This is a genomic window from Acidithiobacillus sp. HP-2 (genome assembly GCF_015100155.1).
Taxonomy (GTDB): domain Bacteria; phylum Pseudomonadota; class Gammaproteobacteria; order Acidithiobacillales; family Acidithiobacillaceae; genus Acidithiobacillus.
Genome location: NZ_JACKZA010000005.1, coordinates 33,436 through 52,847 on the forward strand (window position 1 = coordinate 33,436; position 19,412 = coordinate 52,847).

Genomic DNA, 19,412 nt, shown 5'->3' on the forward strand with positions numbered 1-19,412 from the left:
TAAAGGAAGCCAACGAAACCCACCCTCAATCCACAGGCACAGGTACACGGGCAGAGCCCGCTGCAAAATCCCAGCTTTGTGGATGGAGAATGGAATACACCATGCCCGGGAAATGTAGATTGCCTCCCGGACCACGGTAGGGTGCGACCCACACCCGCAATACCCTGGGCTGCGTAATCAGCGGCCTGGGATAATGCAGAGGAGCCAACAACGATCCGGGAGTTCCACCCGGTACACCCGCGTTGGATGTATGGACTACGGACCCGGAATCCACCGTGGATTCGGGGTGTAAATTTGGTGTTTTATCGGCCTGCGTAGGCGATTCCCGCAAGAGCTTCCGCGCCAGTGCGTCTTCGTGCAGGGTTTCCTTGTCAGGTTTGACCTGATCCCGATGATTGGTCACACCGTACATGGTGCGGGCATTGAGGCAGACCCCGCCCTTTCCGTGAATACAGGGGTGTGCTGCACCGCAGCCTGCGAGCATGGCCGTCACCCCCAGCAGTATCCAGGTACGATTCAAGTGATGATGTTTTTTCAAGGTTGCCCCCTTAGATTCGGTGTCTGTCCGTCCTGTTCTTCGCGCTGCACGGTTTGCCGATCCGGGAATGCGGCGCTAACCGCGCTGGATTGTCCCGTGCCGACATAAGGAGAGGTTCCGGCATCCGCCGTGGATGTCTGTTGCGGCGCTGGCGTCGCCTGGTTATTCATGGACGATGCCGCCGCATAGCTGGCTTCCGCCAGTTGTCCGGAGGTTTCACCATTGGTATGGATCCTGGTCCCCGACACCAGGAACATATCCACGGCCACGCCGGGATTGATCTGAATGGTGGGCAGGAGCGATTCCGCCTCGTGCAGATAGAATTTGGAGATCTCACCTGCAGGCGTGCTGATGCCCCCCGCCAGGGCGCTTTCGCCCAGATAAGCCGGATTGAAAGACTGGAATCCTGCCGCCGATCCGCTGGTCGGATTGAGGTTCAATCCCTGTACACTGGTCGGCTGCACCGCATTGCCCAACCCAGAGAAGATTCCAGCTAACAGGGATTTCAAAATCACTGGCCCTTGATGGGAAATAACCTTGCCGGGCACACCGAGTAAACCGCCGCTTTCGACTTCCGCCTTGATGGGGGCGGTAATGACCTTGCCACCCCGCCGACGCACGCAGGAGAGCATGTTCGAGCGTAAATACACCCGGCGGGTGGACATATCGCCGTATCCGGACGCGATAATGAAACAACTGGAGAAATTGGCCCGGACCCCGTTGGGCAGAACCGCACGGCGCTTGACGCGAATGTCCACGATTTGCGGATTGGAATGCGCCTGTGGCCCGGTTCCCGCCTGCAAGCCGGTCAGCAACACGCCAGAAAGGATCGTCCCTGCGGGGAGATACACGCCTTTTTTGCTTTTCACCTTCACTACATGGCTGATATGCTTCAGCTTACTGACAGGATGAATCTGCAATGCGGTCTTGCTGGGCGCTGCGGGCGCTTTCGGCACCCCATTACTGGGCATGGTCGTTGGTTCATTCACCGAGGGCACCTTCGCGCCCAACACCTGTGGCATCTGGGCCGGATAAAAGACCTGCGCGGGTGTGGTTGGTGTATAGGGCACTCGCCTTTTTTCCATCTTCAACTCGGAGATCTCGTTCTGCAGGGCAGAAATATCGTTTTTCATGCCCCTCATATCGGGATTGCTGGTTGTGGTCGCCACGGCTATTCCACGATCCTTGGCGATCTGGGCCAACAGCTTTTTGCTGACGTGCTGGCTTAGATCCTTGATCTCCGACTCTTTCAGCCCGGTCATCTTCTCGTCGAGCTTCACCAGCCTTTTCATCTGGTCGCTCAGGTTATTGATCTCGCTTTGCATCTCTTTCGGACTCATGGACTTGGGATGCTCGATATACACCTGATGGTTGGTAGCTTCGGCATTTTTCAGCGCCGCTTCCTGGGCCGCATGGTTCCCGGTCCCGGACATTTGCGAGCCCACAATGACGGCCCCCATGACGCCTGCCGCCAGCCCCGCAAATTTGAATTGCTGCTTGCGCTTTGGCGGTTGGGTTTTCCACCAGAGCCGAAGACGGTCTTTGGGTGTCAGCGCCATACGGCCCCCAGGCCATGCTTGGATGGCGGCAGGGTTTCGATCAAAAAGAGCTTGGTGCTTTCACCGGGGTACAGAAGATGATGCGTATAGAGCGAAACTGCCAGCACCCCCTTACTGTAAAAGTCGTTCTCTGTCAGTGTCACTTTCTGATTCAGATGGTTGGTGATCCGGTATTCCACAATCTGATGATGATTCCCGACCCAGCGCATCTGTGCGGCCCATGACAAGGGAATGGCAGCAGCCAGAGGCGGAATCCGATGAGACTGACGATAATCTTCGGGCACCTGCTGCATGACGGCATCCCGCATGAGGGCGACCATCTGGCTGGAATAAGCAGAATGTTCGGGGACTATCGGAGCCTGTGCAGGTACAAAACCCGGAATGACCAGATGATAGGTTTTCGCGGGTCTTTTACTTGGAATCAGTGTTAAGGACACCACGGGATCATGGGGATTCTTGCCGGTGATATAGACACCTACCGGGAAACTCAGCGTCGAGCTGATGATCAGATCCCGGCCATGCCGGATACGCTTGGCATATCGGGTGCTACCCACAATAATCTGCGGATCCTTGAACGGCGTAATAAAGAGATTCGGCGACACCCCGGATACGCGCACGCCATACGTCACGCCGTTTTGCACCCGGATGGTTTTGCCGACTACGGGTGTGCTGTCCTTTTTAGCCTGGGCAAAACTCATGTGCGGAACCATTCCGCTGTCGATGCTATACCCATTGATATTCATGGCGGCCTGATGAATCTGCCCAGGACTGGCCCCGCTTGGGGGTGGCGCATAGCCGTTATGCGGATAAGCCGCAGGGGGCCGACCTGGGACAGCAGGGGCGGGTTGATGGCTGACCTGATCAAAATGCGAACTGGTCGGCGGCGGCGGAGCCGCTGCGGGGATGCGTCCCATGCCCTTAAAAGCCGGACTAACCGGTGCAGCACCGCGAATGGGGCTGGTCGGCAGATGAAATTGCCCGGACCCGTCGTTAGCCCCTTGAGCAAAAGCCTTCTGGCCGGAGAACCGGTCATATTCGGCTTGCGTGTGCTGCCCCATGACCGCACCCGCATCCACGGCGGATGTCGGTGCTTGTCCGGGGGGCGGTGGGACGACCCCGGCCCAGGCCAGAGCGGGGCATGTGGCCAGGACCGCGAGAACAAGAACTTTCTTCAATGTACTCCCCCTGTTTTCTTGGGCTGATGTTCCATTTCCCACGCAATCGTATGGGCAGATCCGGGATAGGGCTCAAAGCTGGACAGTACGGGCTGTCCGGCCTCAATGCGTACTTGCATCTGGAAGGTGTAGGGCAACTTTTCGACGGTTTCCCCGCTGGAATTGATCTGGTGCAGCACGCCTTCGATAAAGACGGTGTGGTTCGATGCCTGCCAGATGGTCTTGTGGGCAGAAAAACAGAAATTAGCGTCATCCGCTTTCTCTTCTGCCGCTGAAGTCATCACCTTGCTGCGGACTTTTTCATAGGCCTCCGCCCCAAAAAGTTTTCCCAGTGCATGAGCGACATAGGGCGCGTCACCCGGCGTGAGATTACCGACCAACTCGGCCACATACAGCCCGAAACTTTCGTAGTAGGCATCGTCTGCCGTTGCGTAGCCGACTTTGACCGACTGGTTCAGATAGGGCGGAACAATAACAATCCGTGTGCTTTGTGTGGCAATCACCCAGCCCTCAAACCCGATAATTACGGCCAACAAAACGACGAGGCCCAGCAGGATTCGTGACTTGGAAGCCAGTTCATCGAGATTTTTACGGAACAGGTCGAGATTCAAGAGATCCACTCCTTAATGTTGCCGTTTTTGAAGACCTCATTAAGTCGCCACCAGCCGAACTTGTAACTCATGTGGACCAATACCCCGTTAAGCTGATTGTTTTTCCAGCCCTGAAAGAGCTTGACCATGATGAAGGCCAGCACAATACAGATGGTGAGTTCGCGCATGACGTAGCCAATGATAAAAAACATCGAACCCACAGCTACTTCATCCATTTCCCAGAAGAGAATCATGGGTTGATCGTCCACATGGCCGGGGATCTGTACGGTTTTCAACGCGCACCCCCTTGGGCAGTAATGCTGTCCCAGGATTTTTTAAGATTGGTCTGACAGTGATGCACGACGTTTTGCAGGGCAGCTTTTGCTGTTTTTTTGCAGGCCCAATAAGCAGTGTCAGTTTTTCCGCAAGGCAAATGCGTAGGCTGGCAATGCCAGGGATTTTTGTTGATCTTTTTATGAATCGCCGCACGCTTTTGCCCCTCCACAAACCAAGCCTCTGGAATCCTGAAAGGATGCGCTTTGTGCGGAATCACCTCTGTCACCTGTTGATTCTGATGATTATTGGGGTGGTACCCGCCAGGATAGGCCTGAAACCAGAGCGGTTTCGGCGCGGGTGAAACCACGACAGCCGGATTTTTCTGGACGATCACGCGGGCGAGTCCTGCTTTTCCGACGCTTCCCTGCCAACTGGTTCCGAGCCTGGGCTGGGCAGCATAATGGATGGGGGTGTTTTCCCCGGCGTTGCTACGGGTCTTTTGGATGGCAGGGTGGCTGTTACCTGCTGCCACTTCGAGCCCATGCTGTAATTGGGCGCAGGCCGAAAGGCCCATGCCAAGACTGCCCCATAAAGCCACACGAAAAAGAACGTGAAGGCTGTGGCGTACACGCGGAAAGCCGGAAATGCCGCATGAGCGAAGGGCGTATAGGCCCACGGTGGCACCCCCGCTCCCTCGTTGACGTAGCTGCATCCCTTGGGGATGGCGTAACCGTCCGGCCAGAATCCCAGGGCCATTCCCGAATAAACGCCCGTCCAGAGCGGGTGGCTCATCTGCCAGTCCAGTGCCTCTTTGTAAGGATCGTGCTGATAATCCTGATAACAGGGCAGCATGGCACCGGGCACCCAGGCGCTTTCCCAGGTATGCCAAGCGAAGCCTGCGGCCAACAGCAAAACGATGAATCGCCACTTAACGGCCCTCCTGATTCTCTGCAACAGGGCAACGGTCATACTGATCTCCAGGTATCAATTCTCCGGGATGGGACAGACACCACTTTTGGGCATAGAAATAATCCCAGATGGTGAGCTGACATCCCTTGTCAAAGTTGCTGAATCCGCTGCTAATACCGCCGCTGTAATCGGTATCGGCAGCCATGGAAGCCGAACTGAACACCTTGCCGACCCACACGGTTGGCCGACAGGCGCGTGCAATACGCTCATCGGGTGCTCCTGCAAGAAAGACCCAGGCCACGAACAAAACCAGCATGGCGACGAGGGTTCCGGCGAAAAATTCCATCAGCTTTTTCACCGACAATTTCCGGCGGCGCTGAGAATCGCGTCCATGTCGCCCACGGCACCATCATTGGTCGCAACCTGGGCTTTGCCTGCTTTGTCACACCAGATCACCACGGGATCCCCGATATAGCCTGCTGCAGCGAGTAGTGCGGTATTGCTGTTGATTTCCTGCGCCATATACAGACTGCCCCGAATGCCCGGAATCCCGCCCGACCAGGAACCATTCGCCCGCTTTTTCCCCAGCCGTTCGTCTTGGCTCAAGACCTTTTCTGGAGAGGGTGCGGAGAGGATTTCTTCGGCCTTTTTGATGCTGCCCTGATTTTTGAGCGCAACCAGAACATAACGCGCCCGCACTTTTCCGGTATCCACGGCGGTTTCCAGCGCATCATAAAGACGATGACTGGTTTGACTGTTGGGATCGATGTAAGCGGTGATGACGGGTCCGGTGGATCCCACGAGGATGCCCTGTCCACCATTTTTAAGCTGCATGAGCGTATTCTTGGAGGTGTCCGTAGTCGCGGATACCGAAGATGCCGGCGCGGTTACATGACCCGTGATCGGCTGGTGTGCCGCCATCCCGAACGTGGCGGTGGTGTTGTAATTTATTCCGTTTGCGCCGACCAGTGTCCCGATCAGGACGAGCTTGTTCTGCACATTGACCCATGCTACGCCCTCTTCCTGATCGGCATCCTTGTAAATGACGCCCATGAGATTTCCCGGTCCCTGCCAGACCTGAACCACTGTAGCGGTCCCGTTACTGGCAGCCCCCAAAATGTTCTGGATAGCCTGTATGGGAACAGCGTTTGTCGCGGGTTCTTGCGCCGTTGCAGTCGGCAACGGTTTCATCGCCATCAACGCACCATTGGCAGGGGCCGCTGGCAGGGCGGCGTTTTGCGGTGCTTTGGGAGGCTGTGCGGGGTGCATACTGATGTGCATGGTGGGCAATGCCGCGTTCTGTGCGCTGGTAGTTTGAGCACTGGCTTTCACCCCATCATCGGGATGCTTGGGCACCATCACTTTATTGGCGATCATGATGGCCACCACGAAAACCGCGAGGCCGCCCCAGATCAGCTTTTTCTTGCTGGCTTTAACCTTGCTGCTTCCGCCTGCGATACCACTGATCGGTGTACGTTCCGGTACGGTGCTTTTTTCGTTTGCTTCAGAGGCATTTTCTTCAGAGGGATTAGCCTCTGCTTGCGGTTCTGCCGGATTTTCTACGTTTTCTACGGGTGCTTTTTTGTTCCTTCCGAACATCAAAATTTCTCCCTGGTTTTAGCAATTTCTCCGGCCAGCGCGGTTTTCGCGTTGAGCAAGTTCTGCAGGACATCCTTTTCTCCAATAGAAATTACACTACCATTAACTATCACGACCATATCTTTTATCCCCCTGGGATGCAGAATCTTCGTGAACAACATGGTCAGTATGAATCCTGCAAACTGAACCGGCGGAAGCCCGACCAGTTTTTGCGCTTCCTCTTCTAAGAGTTTCTGATCAAGATCATGATCCAATTCAGTATCCCCGTATGCAGCACCCAGAAAAGTCCCATGGCAAGCCCCAGACTCGCGCCACCCAATCCCAACAAAATCCATCCGTAGCGATGATGCGTTTTCGCCTTTTCCGGGATCTTATGATGGATGGTTTCCACGGACCATTTCTGCATTTAATTAACCTATACACTATAATATTAAAGATTACACAAGACAAGATCGCCCTACACTTGTCATTTGACAATAATCAGTCCCTCGCGCCGACAGGTAGCCACAATCATGGCAGAGAGCTTCCCAGATGAGACAAAAGCCCGGTATCTTGGCTGATCATTCCGGGCCGCCAGATTGGTATTCGCCGTAACCACCTTGAGCAGATCCACCCGATGTGTAATGTCTTTGGCGATCTTGAAATACAGATCCTGCCGCCAGTTCACGAAATGATGGTAGATCTCGGTATCTTCGCCGGTGATCGAAAGATGATGGGCTTTTCTGGCCCTGCTGATGACGCCTGCGGGTAGATGATACTGGATGTCTTTGGATGTCCGGTCGAGATAGTCGATATGCAATTCACCGACCAGGACACTACCATCTGGTTCCGCGTGCCAGCGCGGTTGCCACGTCCCTACCCTGCGCGGCTGACGTGGTTCCGGTTCCGGCATTTCGACCCGCACTCCGATTTCCCAGCGGCAGCCTATCCGTTTCCCCTGGCGAATCTTGGGCCAGGCCACCAGAAAAAACCGATACATGGTTCCATTGTCCGGAAACGGCCTGTGCATGATAAACCGGAACCGTAGTGGTTCTTTTTCCCGGTCCATCCAGAGTGGCATTTGCACCTCATAGACCGGATGACCGTTTTTTTCATCCACGAGGGCTGTTGTTACCAGTACGGTATTCCCTTTTTTCTGGCTATGCTCGATGACCTGTTTCCAGGTTTTCTGCTCGGCTTTGGTATGAAACACCCCGAAAATAACGCCTTTATCTCCTGTTTCCTTGCGTTCTTCCAGCGTTTTTAAGGGTTTTGTCTTTTTGCGTCTGGCCATGACTCTGCGCTGCTCGGTCTGTAACCAGCGAATTGGATCCTGGCGATTCGGTGTCCACAAGTCCGCGAGGCTTTTATAAACATGATTGCGGGCTTCGACGATTTCATCCAGTCGTGCCGCACTCTCGAACTCATAAAACACCCGCTGCGCCTCTTGTAGAGCGACTTCTTCGTCCGGGCAAACAATCCACGCTTTGTACTTGTACGTTCTGTGCATCCAAAAATCTCGATTCTCGGTTTTCGTTTCTCTTCTGATCGTAACACACTATAACAACAAGTCCCTACCTGCCTATCCATACTTTTTGTCCAGCCACTTATCTCCGGAACTGTTCCGGACATCCTGTTCGGATTCTTTTATTACTTTCAAAAGGAGATGGCTATGAGCACCATAGATTTAGGCGCAGCATTCGGGATACAAGAACTGGCAGGAAAGCAGTTTCCCGCAAAAAAGGCAGGGGATCGAACCCCGGCCCCGGTGTTCGAGTACATCTTCCGCATTGATCTTTTGCGGAAGATGCTAGCCTGGGCATCGGGCAACATTACCACCAGCCTGTATCTTTCCGGTCCAGCCGGAGCAGGGAAAACGAGTCTGCCTGAACAGATGGCCGCTCGTCTTGGGCATGGCTGTACTACGTTGTCGTGTAACTCACGGACCGAGAAAGCCGATATTGTTGGCTATATCGGCCTGGAAGACTCCAAAACGGCTTTCATTGAAGGCCCACTGGTTCGGGCCATGCGTGAAGGCGAGTGGATTGTTTTCGATGAGGGCGATGCCCTGCCCCCTTCTGTCACCATTACCCTGAACCGTGTTTTGGAAGGCAGTCCACTCGCCATACCTGAAACGGGTGATGTGATCTATCCCCATGCCGACTTTCGTGTGGCCTTCACGGGAAACACCCGTGGTCGTGGCGACACAACTGGTCAGTTTCGGTCCAGAAACGTCCAGGATGCTGCAGTTTTGGATAGATTCCTCTTTGTGGAAGTGGATTATCCCACTTCACAAGAGGAATTGAACATCATCGCTGGCAAGTGCCCCAACCTTCCAGAAGATGTGGCTGCCATTCTGGTGCAACTGGCTGGAGAAACGCGCAACGCGCACATGGCCGGGGAGCTTTCAGCCCCGATCTCAACAAGAGGCTTAGTCCGCATTGCTTCCATTCTGGAAGCGGGAGTTTTCGCCAAACTGGGGGATGCAAATCTTTGGGAGAGCATTGCCTTCGGCTTTGCCGACGGTCTTGGCCCTGACGAAAGTGAGGGCATTAAGCAAATATTGGAAACGCTTATGCTTCCAGCCTCAGTTTGATTCTACCCCACCCCATGCTTCGGCCTGGGGGTTTTCTTTGTCTACACCGGGGGACACTTCCATACTTCTTGTCCAGCCCAAGAAGGACGATCTTCGAGAAAGGATATACCGAGACGATTCGCAAAATTCTGTATGCATGTCAAACAGCGGGAACTGAGAATCGGCGCTAGTTGTAAAAACATTAGAGTTCGCCTTCCTGCAAAGAACCCCCTTGTTGGATCACGCTAAGGAAGTTTTTATATTATTCGCACACCGGCCGTAATAGTGGCACATAAGATCAGGTTGTCAAGGTTATCACCTGTCGTCAGAGAAGTGCCCATTATTCCCATAATTACTTTATTATTATACTTATCAAGAACGAAGACTGCGTCGTTGCATTGCGAATATAGTATCTAGTATAATTTCTCGCGCTTGAACCTCTGGCAAGCCATCAAGATCTTCAAGTACATCCAAATCCAGCCGTGATCCTTTATGTTGAATCGCGGAGGCAAATACAATTAAAGCCTCAAACGTAAGTCGTTGTAACAACCATTTATGTATAGTATCGCGAATTTCCTCCCACGATATGCCAGTCTTTACGAATTCATCAATCCAATGGTCAATCGGGGTAGGTAGTTTTCTGGAAACCATCTTATCGAGATCAATCACTGCGAGTTCAGGATCCCATTTGCGTAATGTGAAGGGTGGAATTAAGCGATCATCCAGCAGATCCCGTCGCAATGCATACCATCCATGGTCGTTACACGTCTCCCATAGCATCAGGACATCCCAAGCTGATAAATGCTCTAAAAAAGGCTCGAGAGCATAGACTTGATCCTCACGAGTAACACCTATACGTCCAGTCGTGCGGATACCGTAGCGAAAACCTAGATGCTCCATCATCTGACGTGGTTCAGTGCAAGTGTTAACTGCAGTCTGCGCCATTTCAACTAGGCGCGGCGTGGCAACATATAGGGCAGCTTGCACAAAGCATGAACTAAATTGGAGGTGAGCCCAGTGTTTCAAAAGGATTTGCTCTGCCTCTCTCTCGGGCAGGCGCATGATGAGTTCAGAAGTAATCCAGTCGCTCTCAAAAGAAGCCCCCCAGATATGTTCCACCCTGTTGCCGCGTGTCTCCAAATGCTCGTCTAAGGCATTCGACAGATCGGCCGACCAGATATGGCGCCCGAATTGCCACCAAAAGCCGCGTGTGTCCGTCTCCAGCTTCTTAATCATTGCAGGGATTGCGCTTTGGTCGCCACGGGAAAGGCGTGTTCTAAGAATGTCGTCAGCCAATCTATCCGACGGCGCTGCAGTGCGCAGTATTTCAATGTCTTCTGGATATTGCGTTGCGGCCCACAGCGAAAAAGCTTGGGCGCACAAGTGGCTGTCAGTAAATTCATCTTGCCAAAGTTCAAGCAGGAGCATGCGGGAAGCCGCTGACATCGGTCGAGCGTACTCCTCTTGTGCGCGCTGCCATTCGCTTCGTACGAGGTCGACAAATGGTGAAAATGAGCCGGCCTCCTGGCATCGCTGTTGGATGGCGGCGAGTTCACGCACAACAAACTGGACTGCAATAAGATGATCCATACTGTGGAGCATGAACGTAATCGGCCCATTGAGATCGTCTTGCGCTCCCCGTTGGGCAAAATATTCGATAGCCGCAGTACGGGGGAGGTTTTTACGAAAAGCCCAGCGAAGTTCATGGGCTGCCAGATCCTCGCGCGGTGATGGCCATGTTCCGGTAGCAGCATTGCTTGGAAGTTCTGCCCAGGCATTGCAGACTGGTCCAAGATAGCGTGCAGGATCATGTTCACAGCACTGCCCGAATGCCCAAAGGTAGTCCGCTAGATGATCATTACGCATTGCGTCGGCATTCCAGCACTCTTCAATAGCTGATACTAGACTCGGGGTGCCCATATAACCAGCCAACCTCAAGGCACCAATCCTAACTGCACCATTCAACTCAGTGATCTTTAGGAAATTATTCAAGGCATTAGAGATGCCTTTGCCGTAATGGCTCTTCGCGTGTTCAATGTGAGCATCCAGCCACCCTGCTGTCACGCCAGGGGCTATTCCCTGAAGAAGTTCTATTCCTCCAGAGACATCCCCGTTGCGAAGCCGTGCAAGCTGTCCAGCTGTGGAGTGGCCGGGGAATTTACGGACAAGCATGGGAACGCTTGGTGAGTCGGTTTCAGATAACAGTGCCAGCGCTTCCCATCTTAAATGAGAGCAGGACTGATTACGGATAGCCGAACAATCCAGGAGCGCGGTGACTGTATCAAAAATGGTTTGCCGATAAGGTGGGTTATTTCGACCATAAATGCGAAGTGCATAGAAAAGCGCAAGTGGGTTAGATGTGGCGACGCTTTCTAGGAAATTTACGTCTTGGTGTCCCCATACGAGAACTGCACCCCATATTCCAGCATAATAGGGCTCGGCGATTAACTCGTTCGACAGATCCCCTAGCTTGACAAGCTCGCCTGCAGCATCCGCAAGTATCCAATCGCGTACACGGTCATGCCGGAATGAAAGCTGCTCGTTCGCTGATGTGCCGGATAGACGTATCAACTCACCTCTGTGTATCAGGAGACGGAGAGATTCTAAAGTTTCAGATCGTGATCCCAGCCATTCGACAAGCTCGCCCCAACGTGGTTCAAGATTGCGATTCCTGAGCATCGCTTCTGCAACATGCCTTAGGGCTAGACGAAAATCCGATGCTAGATGAGTCTTATTTCCTGCTACCGCTCGTGAAAGTGACGTATCCACGAATTGACTGATGACATGGTGTGAGTGTAGTGCTGTTTGTTGGTCATAGAGTGCAATGAGAAGCGGGTCTTTACCAAGCGCGCACGAGATTTCTTCTGCCTGCAGGTGACTCATTTCGCGGCCATTAAGCCGTTCCCGTGCTATGACGGCATCGCGCCCTTCACTGTCGGTGAACGTGCCGACCACATGGACCAATGAACCAATCCGCTTTTGGGCCTGCTCTCCCATGGATGCGATTACTTCTGGCCAGAGCGGACAGATAAGGCGCCAAGGTGAGGTGGCACCTGCCTGTGCCACGCGGCTCCAGCTGGTTAGCTTTTCGGCCAGACGCTGCGCGTCTCCTGAACGATTTATATCCTCTACCAAAAGAAGCATCGGCCTGTCTGGCGAACAAAAACTAAAAGCCATCGGCCTTATTGGGGCTAGATGCGGGTCGAGTTGTAATAGAGTCGTCGCTACTGCCTGATCAATGGTATTAGCTGAAGCAATCGTCTCGGGAGATATAACCATCCCGAACAGGCCACATTTCAAATGATTTTCGAGCATACGAATGCAGGCCACTGATTTTCCCATTCCTGATCCGGCAATCAGGAATGTGACGTCGCGAGAAAGACTTAATCTCAGATCGGCATCAAGCGATCGGGGAATCCAGGCTGCGGGCTTATCCATGAGGCGTTCGATCTGTATTTCACAACTTTTTTTTGAAAGTTTCTGGAGCAGATCGGGAGAAAGTAGTTCCTGATAAATCTTCAGGTGGGAATATCGAATCCACTGGCCTGTGGGGTCGTTGTCAAGGAAATGACAAAGCCTAGAGCGTGACCAGATAATCACCTCCAGATTGTGTTCGCGCCCTTTAGCCTCGACAGAGCGGACCAATGCCTCGTCTGGCTCCTGGTTGGTCGTGAGGATCAGTGTGGCACGCAAATTAGCAGTCCTCAGCCGTTCCTCTGCCACCAATGCCGAGGTCTTGATCAGGTCGCCAGGAGGTGATCGCCGAGGACTCTGAGGTTCGTTTAGCCATTTATGTTCCAGCGCACTGCGCGCGACAGTCGTATGGTGGACGGCAATCAAATGAGGAGGATTCGCGCCCATCTCGTAGCAGATCGCATCTACTGGTGATTTGACAGTCTGGCCCTTGGCATTCACACCTGTGTGGACCAAATTTTTACATGCAGGCTCGGCTTCTCTCAGTATAGCCGTCGCCAAGCGTTCAAAAAGTCCCGAATCTGTAATAGCAGATAGCATTTCTGCAGTTGACGTATTGGGTAATGCCATAAAAATGCTCTGTCTAGAAATTGTACGCCAACGTTGAGTGTAGTACTTGTTCTACAACCGAGCATCCCCACTGCGGCCACTAGCCCCACAAAGGTAAGTAGTGCCTGACAGAAAAAGGGCGTTTTTCAAAATTCAGTCGGGTAAAATCTAAGCGAACAGCCAATGCCAATCGGGAGCATTTCCGGTAGATGGATGCTCAAGCCAACCGGCAAGTATCCAGGTAGGGATGATTGTCAGCATGGAACTCAGCATCTTCAAGCATTTCTGGGAAGAACTTTCGTGGATGGTGCGCATTAGATACTCATCATCAGCACATACTATATATTTATATAGTATCCATCCAGCTCGGTGCAAGTCCACCAGCCTGCGAGATTTTCAAAACTCAGCGCGATGGTCGGGCTGCACACGCAATTGGACACCCGTCGGAGCGGTAGATCTGAATCCGCAGCGGCAGGACAAAAAGGCTACTTGAGAAATGGTTGACGCGACAACTTGACAGACGCAGTGGGGAGTCATCCCCGCAAGCCATGTTCTTGCATCGCGATGGTCTCTACCCACGTTGAACCTATTTTTTTCGAGGATCCGCAGGACTGATCGGAGTATTCCGTACATTTGCCTGAGCAGGCCAAGTCTTCGGACCCTTCGATTCTACCCTCACACCACTGCTTCGGCCTTGGGGGGGGTGCCTATTTTCTACCAAGAATCGAGATCACATCTTCAGGCTGACCCGCAAACTGCACTTCCGGTACGTTGATTAGAGCCTCTTCCATATCATCCCAAATCACGCCAAATGCTTCCATCGCAGCGATGTTTGCTTGTGATGGCCGCCAATAAATGACGGTTTCGGGCATCTCGACACACTGATTCAACGTATTGATCATCCTTTCAGAAACACAGTCGATATAAATGTTTGGCGTAATCTTTGGCGGATAGGCCATCTGGTCCATTGCTAGAATGCTTGATACGGGCGGTTCTTGGGGCCAGAGTGTTGCTTTCTTCTTGTCGCCAAAGCAACCGTTCAATCCGGAAGTCAGCAACACCAGATCCCAGTATTCGGCGACATTCTGGCGGATAGGGAGCGAGATCATGGTTCTCAAATCCTCATAATCCAGCAGACCGCTTCGCAGCACCTGCATAAAGTTGTCCAGCCACGGTGCTGTCTGCCATCCTTTCCCGTCCCAGATAATGAGCGTACCAATCGGATTGACCAGCAGATCGGGCAGCATCCACTCCCGCCGCGTGCTGAAGTATTGCGCTGCGCGTGACATCCGTTTGTGATTCCGGTTCTCCCAGTTTTCTTCCGATACGCCCATTTTTGTGCCTCCGTATTTCTATCTCTGATACCCAAAGATCGCAGGATATTGGTTTTAACAGCCCCTATCGGGGCGGGTACAGGTTCCCGGCTTACGCCGGGACCGTATCAGGCCCATGCGGGCCGGTTCAGGCTCTTCGAGCCGGGTCACGCCCTAACGGGCGCTGGGCACGTCCGGGAACGTGCGGGCCGCTGTCGCGGCCCTTGGGGTGCCAGCCCAGCTTTTCGTACTGCGATTCCGATTGTGTGCCACCCTTAGTTTCGGGTCCGGGGTCGAATTGGTGTGACCACATCGCTCCGTCCTAATGCACACGTTTTCTTGCGAAAATAATCCGCCCTGTGTTTCAACACTGGATTCAGGATCAAGCGCATTAGGACGCCTGCCACCATCACCGCCGCACCATAAGCAATCCACATCTTGTTTATTGGCAATTCTGTTCCTAGATTGGCATTCAGTATCGGGGCCACATAGATATTCCAGAGCCCTGCAGCTAACATCCAAAAGAGTCCAGCCGTAGCCAATAGGGTAATTGCCGTGAATAACCAGTCTTTTCGCATTGCAAGTTGGCGCAGCAAACAATCTTTTACTTCTGCGTCCGTTGCCTCCCTCGTATCTAACCAATTCTGGTGCATATAGATCACTTTTGGGAATGGCCACGCGCTGATGCTGCCCACCCCAATCCCACTCTTTAACCCGATTCTTACCTTCGCCTCTCCATGAATCATGTTTTCCAAATCGCTTATTGTTCGCATTGAATGTTACCTCCTTTTGGCCCACAAGATCAGGATTTCACGGTTACGGTGTGTCCAGTCTATGTGTGATAACCACGTTGGCAAAGAAAGTGCGAACCAAAACACAGTCATCCCCCAAAGATAAACCACCAACCAGAATCGATTTGGTGTGATCATTACAGGATTGGTTACATGCAACACATAAAAAACCACCGCCAGCGACACGAAAAACCCACCCAGAAAAACGGCGACACGCAGCAGGGTGGTAAACACACCCGTATCCACCCAGAACCACCAGGGTAATCGTTCGTCACTAGAGATCTGTGATGAGGGAGCCGGATTATTCGCAAGCCACTGTGCTTTTCGCTTACGAAAGTTTAACGGTATCCCTTTTCGCCACAACAATATCATCTCTGTAATAAGTAAAAACAGTAAAATCAGAACAGACAGGGCCCAAAGCGAAGTAATGCCTGCAACAGACCACATAACTACTGGTCCTTTGGGTAAAAGACCCACAATAAAAACACTAAAAAATACCGAAATCGCCAACAAAAAGACCCAGGATGCCCAGGCGACAGGTGCTATCGCTTTTTGTACCCACCGATAGCCGCAGTCAGGAGAAAATGTTTCCTGATACATCTGCACAGCCCAAGTTTCCATAGGATTGCTGGGTGGACTGGCATTGTTTTCAAGAAGAATCAGAAGCCTGCCCCCGTCCGGAAAGAAAGCAAATTGCCCCATCCAAAACACTCCTACAATTATCAAAAAGGGAACTATTCCATCAGTCATATATCACCCACAATGCAGGATACTTAAATATCCAAGGCTTGGAGCCACCCCTAATGCCGTGTTACCCCAGCATCCTGAATTTTCGCCGCAGATCCCGCCGGAAATACTTTCTGGAACCACTTTGCAAATTCCTTGTACGATGCCATTCCTATGCTGCAATCGAAACCGCAGCCGTCCCATTCCTGGTCCTGTCCATAAACAAATTCATTCCGCACGAGCAGACAGACCGTGTTCTCGTCTTCAGGAATCCTACAGGGATACTTTGTTTCCAGGGCGACAGCGGTTTCAGCAAAAGCCCGGATCAGATCGAGAAAAAACGGATCACCCATTCCAACTCGCGCCATCGCATCCGGATCATCGCCTACGTTCAAAAAAATAGGTGTTTCATCTTCGGAAGGATCCACGATATACACATTTGCAGCGGCTGCGCTGCCCAAAACGCCTACGCGACAGGGCATGATATTTTTGGCAGGGCTGAAGATACTCTGCATTTGCGCGGGCCGAATCGTATAAACGAAGCCTCTACACTTCGGATCCGGCTGGAACGGTATTTTGGATTCCGGTGATTCCTGATTTTCGGTTTTTTTGAAAACGCTCATCTCATATTTCTCCTTTTGTCAGCAAGTAAGATCCGCTATATCTTTGATCAGTATATACAGCGGGAAAGTTTCCCAGGATGATTTCGAGCTACCCTGCCAATCTCCCCACCAAACCAGAGCGGAAACAAAAAGCATCCACTCCACGCCCATCGCCAGAATCAAAAGGATGGAACTGATGAGATTGTGTTCTTCAAAATAGGGAGAACAGGCCACATGCGCCTGAATAAAATGCACGACTGCCCAAGCCGCTGGCAGACAAACCGCCAGCAGCTTCAGCATGTTCCTGAAAAACCGGCCACGTCCTTGCGGGTATGGCCACCACCAGATCGAAGGTGGATGCACTTCAGACAGGGCTGCATCTATGGCGGATCCATGCGGGCCTTGCCTGATTTTGCTTATCTCCTCCAACGCCAGCATTTTCTTATTCAACGGCACTCCCGATTGTTTCAGCTTCCACAAAACTACCGTCCAGATAATGACAGCAGACAAGAAGAACAGGGCAAACGCAACAAAGAAGCATTCGGTCAAAGAGTGCGCTGCGCCGACAAGCAGTAACAAGATAAACACATAGAGCGTCACCACCCAGCCCATTACGAAAGAGGCTAAACATCGCCGCCAAAACTTTCCTGCGGCACGGTAGCCATAAACGCTTGCCACATATTGTGCAGCCGCCGCGTTCAGTTCTGGTTGCAACTTGCCTACTGGACCTTGCGTTCTGAAGTTTTCCAAACAGGAAGTCCAGAATCCAACGCTGGGACCATCCAGATAAACCGGTTTTTCGCGGATTAGTACCCAATACATCCAAAAAGCCAACAGGAGTATCCAGATTGTTGTTGTCATAAGCCCCTCAGCACACTAAAAGCATCCAGAATAAATTTAGTCAGGACCAGGCACGCGGGCACCAAAACGAATAGCCATACCCGCGCTCCACCGGACTGGATGAATATCCGTCCAAAAACGAGTGTCGCCAGCAAGCAAATAAAAAGTCCGGTGATATAGCCCCATGTTGACCATTTCAGTAACACTCTCGCTTTAATCATCCCCCCTCCAAACCCGCACCACTTTTTTTGCATACGCTACGGCCTGCACATACCGGGTTCCTTCCGCCACCGCCGTCGGCCCCTCGTTATAGGCCATCAAAGCTAGCCGGGTATTCCCATGAAAACGATGCAGCATCCTCTTCAGAAACCGGACTCCACCCTGGATATTTTGCCGGGGCTTGTATGGATTCACACTGAGCAGTCTGGCCGTGACCGGCATGAGCTGCATGGGGCCAATGGCTCCGGCCTGGCTGATACGATGTGCTGATCCCGCAAAATCCCCGCCGTTCTCGACATAGAGCACGGAAGCCACGAGCTGCGGCTGCAGATCAAAGCTGCGTGCTTCGGTCACGACCTGCTGCGCGTATGGCCCTGCGAGCTTTGTCAGACGCTTCACCTGCGCCGCATGAGCCAATAGCTCTGCCCGCTTTGCCGCTTCCGCCTGTGATGCCTGTTGCGCGATAGCGCAATGGGCACCGAACAGGATGGCCAAACCTAGTCCCGCGTAGGAAATCCCACCCGCGATCCCTGTGGATAAGCGGGTCATGATCGCGCATTACCCACATTTTCTGTGGATAACCTACCGGATAAGGTCGCAAACTGATGACAGAACAGCGTGATCCACAATGCCTGCAATTTAATCCCCCTCATCCTGCTTTGATTCCCCACTCCCTGCGAGATCCGCCGCTGTATCCAGCGTATCCCGTTCTTCTTCCACCACATCTCCGGACTCGCGCTCTTTCTCGACCAGGCTGATGATTTTGTTCAGCTTGGCGGGCTTGATGTCTAGGTATTCCGCAATGGCCTTCACATCCTCTTTCAGTTGCTCCTGCATCGAGGCGATGGCTGCCCGGCGGTTGATCACGTCTTCGATGGCCGTTCTGGACTTCGTATCTATCTGCATGGTGTTGCTCCTTTTGTGTCTGGGACTGCTGCACTATATTGAAAAATGTTTATGGAATCCATAAACTCTAAGTGATGGAGAAACGTAAACCGCACTACTCTCTGGCGGAGATTAAAGCGACCATCACTCATCTTGGCCTGGATGCTTTTACCGCTACTGCTTTGCGGGGAATAGATCTGATGGGCCTTACGGTTGCTGAGGGAATGGCGGTTGTATTGGGCCTGCAATCGGAAATGCTGTTTAAGAGCATGACGACCTTTGCCGATCATCGGGTATGGCAGGACGTGTACCATGCGCCCTGTCCAAACGGAAAAATGGCCTACATTAAAGTCACGCTGCGATCTGGAGCCGTCGTGATTCAGTTTAAGGAGCTTTGATATGACCGAAAAACGCTTCTGTCTGCAGTGCGATGACGGTACGGAACTTGTGCATGAGCGCAGGGACATGCACGTTTTCATTGAAGGCAGGACCGCCAATATCGCAGAGGTTTCCGGATGGCATTGCCCGGTCTGTGGAGAGTGCGAATTTGATGCGGGCGAGGCACACCGGTATGCCGACACGCTGCAGCAATTACGCAGGGAAGTCGCACAGCGCCGGGGCGAGGAACTGCGTAATGCCAGAAAGCGCCTGCATCTTAGCCAGAAAGAGGCGGGCACGCTCTTTGGCGGCGGGGCATCAGCCTTTTCCGAATATGAGCGCGGCAAAACCCAGCCCCACAAGTCCACGGTTTTACTGCTGAAGTTACTTGGGCAGCATCCTGAACTGTTGCAGGAAATTCGACGGGCAGAGTAG

22 protein-coding genes are annotated in these 19,412 nt (G+C 52.7%); 3 read left to right on the forward strand and 19 right to left on the reverse strand.

Going from position 1 to position 19,412, the window contains the following annotated elements; genetic code table 11:
* Positions 1 to 25 precede the first annotated feature (25 nt).
* From traV to H7F11_RS04965, 11 genes are read right to left on the reverse strand one after another with little or no spacing between them, the layout of a single operon-like run.
* The gene (gene traV, locus H7F11_RS04915) at positions 26 to 538 is read right to left on the reverse strand and encodes a type IV conjugative transfer system lipoprotein TraV (protein ID WP_227485264.1); all 513 of its coding nucleotides are present in this window, start codon (positions 536 to 538) and stop codon (positions 26 to 28) included.
* Entirely contained in the window at positions 535 to 2,097 is a 1,563-nt protein-coding gene (locus tag H7F11_RS04920; protein WP_193650056.1) for a TrbI/VirB10 family protein, read from the reverse strand. Before H7F11_RS04920 ends, traV begins: the two co-directional genes overlap by 4 nt.
* Complete coding sequence (locus H7F11_RS04925) at positions 2,088 to 3,272, reverse strand: type-F conjugative transfer system secretin TraK (protein WP_227485265.1); 1,185 nt, start codon at positions 3,270 to 3,272, stop codon at positions 2,088 to 2,090. The genes H7F11_RS04920 and H7F11_RS04925 overlap by 10 nt, the downstream gene beginning before the upstream one ends.
* Positions 3,269 to 3,883: a type IV conjugative transfer system protein TraE gene (gene traE, locus H7F11_RS04930; RefSeq protein WP_193650057.1), complete on the reverse strand. Its 615-nt coding sequence runs from the start codon at positions 3,881 to 3,883 to the stop codon at positions 3,269 to 3,271. Before traE ends, H7F11_RS04925 begins: the two co-directional genes overlap by 4 nt.
* Positions 3,880 to 4,158 (reverse strand): type IV conjugative transfer system protein TraL, encoded by a 279-nt coding sequence (gene traL, locus H7F11_RS04935; RefSeq protein WP_193650058.1) that lies wholly within the window; start codon positions 4,156 to 4,158, stop codon positions 3,880 to 3,882. Before traL ends, traE begins: the two co-directional genes overlap by 4 nt.
* Positions 4,155 to 5,066 (reverse strand): hypothetical protein, encoded by a 912-nt coding sequence (locus H7F11_RS04940; protein ID WP_193650059.1) that lies wholly within the window; start codon positions 5,064 to 5,066, stop codon positions 4,155 to 4,157. Before H7F11_RS04940 ends, traL begins: the two co-directional genes overlap by 4 nt.
* Positions 5,067 to 5,405: a hypothetical protein gene (locus H7F11_RS04945; protein ID WP_319803341.1), complete on the reverse strand. Its 339-nt coding sequence runs from the start codon at positions 5,403 to 5,405 to the stop codon at positions 5,067 to 5,069.
* Positions 5,402 to 6,646 carry a hypothetical protein gene (locus H7F11_RS04950; protein WP_193650060.1) on the reverse strand — a complete coding sequence of 415 codons (1,245 nt, stop codon included), beginning with the start codon at positions 6,644 to 6,646 and terminating at the stop codon, positions 5,402 to 5,404. Before H7F11_RS04950 ends, H7F11_RS04945 begins: the two co-directional genes overlap by 4 nt.
* Positions 6,646 to 6,900 (reverse strand): hypothetical protein, encoded by a 255-nt coding sequence (locus tag H7F11_RS04955; protein WP_193650061.1) that lies wholly within the window; start codon positions 6,898 to 6,900, stop codon positions 6,646 to 6,648. Before H7F11_RS04955 ends, H7F11_RS04950 begins: the two co-directional genes overlap by 1 nt.
* Complete coding sequence (locus H7F11_RS04960) at positions 6,870 to 7,052, reverse strand: hypothetical protein (protein WP_193650062.1); 183 nt, start codon at positions 7,050 to 7,052, stop codon at positions 6,870 to 6,872. Before H7F11_RS04960 ends, H7F11_RS04955 begins: the two co-directional genes overlap by 31 nt.
* A 60-nt stretch (positions 7,053 to 7,112) precedes the next feature.
* Entirely contained in the window at positions 7,113 to 8,135 is a 1,023-nt protein-coding gene (locus H7F11_RS04965) for a hypothetical protein (RefSeq protein ID WP_193650063.1), read from the reverse strand.
* A 162-nt stretch (positions 8,136 to 8,297) separates the two neighbouring features.
* On the opposite strand from H7F11_RS04965, the gene H7F11_RS04970 reads away from it, so the two are divergent.
* The gene (locus H7F11_RS04970; protein ID WP_227485266.1) at positions 8,298 to 9,221 is read left to right on the forward strand and encodes an AAA family ATPase; all 924 of its coding nucleotides are present in this window, start codon (positions 8,298 to 8,300) and stop codon (positions 9,219 to 9,221) included.
* Between the two features lie 351 nt (positions 9,222 to 9,572).
* Here the strand turns inward: H7F11_RS04970 and H7F11_RS04975 are convergent, their stop codons facing one another.
* From H7F11_RS04975 to H7F11_RS05010, 8 genes are all read right to left on the reverse strand, one after another.
* Entirely contained in the window at positions 9,573 to 13,244 is a 3,672-nt protein-coding gene (locus tag H7F11_RS04975; protein ID WP_193650065.1) for a hypothetical protein, read from the reverse strand.
* Between the two features lie 686 nt (positions 13,245 to 13,930).
* A complete protein-coding gene (locus H7F11_RS04980) occupies positions 13,931 to 14,557 on the reverse strand; it encodes a hypothetical protein (RefSeq protein WP_193650066.1) in 627 nt (208 codons plus the stop codon).
* Between the two features lie 254 nt (positions 14,558 to 14,811).
* Positions 14,812 to 15,309 carry a hypothetical protein gene (locus H7F11_RS04985; protein WP_193650067.1) on the reverse strand — a complete coding sequence of 166 codons (498 nt, stop codon included), beginning with the start codon at positions 15,307 to 15,309 and terminating at the stop codon, positions 14,812 to 14,814.
* Between the two features lie 6 nt (positions 15,310 to 15,315).
* Entirely contained in the window at positions 15,316 to 16,029 is a 714-nt protein-coding gene (locus H7F11_RS04990) for a hypothetical protein (protein ID WP_193650068.1), read from the reverse strand.
* 98 nt (positions 16,030 to 16,127) lie between these two features.
* On the reverse strand, positions 16,128 to 16,676 hold the full coding sequence (locus tag H7F11_RS04995; protein WP_193650069.1) for a hypothetical protein: 549 nt from the start codon (positions 16,674 to 16,676) through the stop codon (positions 16,128 to 16,130).
* An 18-nt stretch (positions 16,677 to 16,694) separates the two neighbouring features.
* Complete coding sequence (locus tag H7F11_RS05000) at positions 16,695 to 17,516, reverse strand: hypothetical protein (RefSeq protein ID WP_193650070.1); 822 nt, start codon at positions 17,514 to 17,516, stop codon at positions 16,695 to 16,697.
* A 192-nt stretch (positions 17,517 to 17,708) separates the two neighbouring features.
* A complete protein-coding gene (locus tag H7F11_RS05005) occupies positions 17,709 to 18,263 on the reverse strand; it encodes a lytic transglycosylase domain-containing protein (RefSeq protein WP_193650071.1) in 555 nt (184 codons plus the stop codon).
* Positions 18,264 to 18,353: 90 nt separating this feature from the next.
* The gene (locus tag H7F11_RS05010) at positions 18,354 to 18,620 is read right to left on the reverse strand and encodes a hypothetical protein (protein WP_193650072.1); all 267 of its coding nucleotides are present in this window, start codon (positions 18,618 to 18,620) and stop codon (positions 18,354 to 18,356) included.
* Between the two features lie 74 nt (positions 18,621 to 18,694).
* Between H7F11_RS05010 and H7F11_RS05015 the strand changes: the two genes are divergently transcribed.
* Together H7F11_RS05015 and H7F11_RS05020 are read left to right on the forward strand one after the other, a co-directional pair.
* On the forward strand, positions 18,695 to 18,997 hold the full coding sequence (locus tag H7F11_RS05015) for a type II toxin-antitoxin system MqsR family toxin (protein ID WP_065974585.1): 303 nt from the start codon (positions 18,695 to 18,697) through the stop codon (positions 18,995 to 18,997).
* Between the two features lies 1 nt (position 18,998).
* On the forward strand, positions 18,999 to 19,412 hold the full coding sequence (locus H7F11_RS05020; RefSeq protein WP_065974586.1) for a type II toxin-antitoxin system MqsA family antitoxin: 414 nt from the start codon (positions 18,999 to 19,001) through the stop codon (positions 19,410 to 19,412).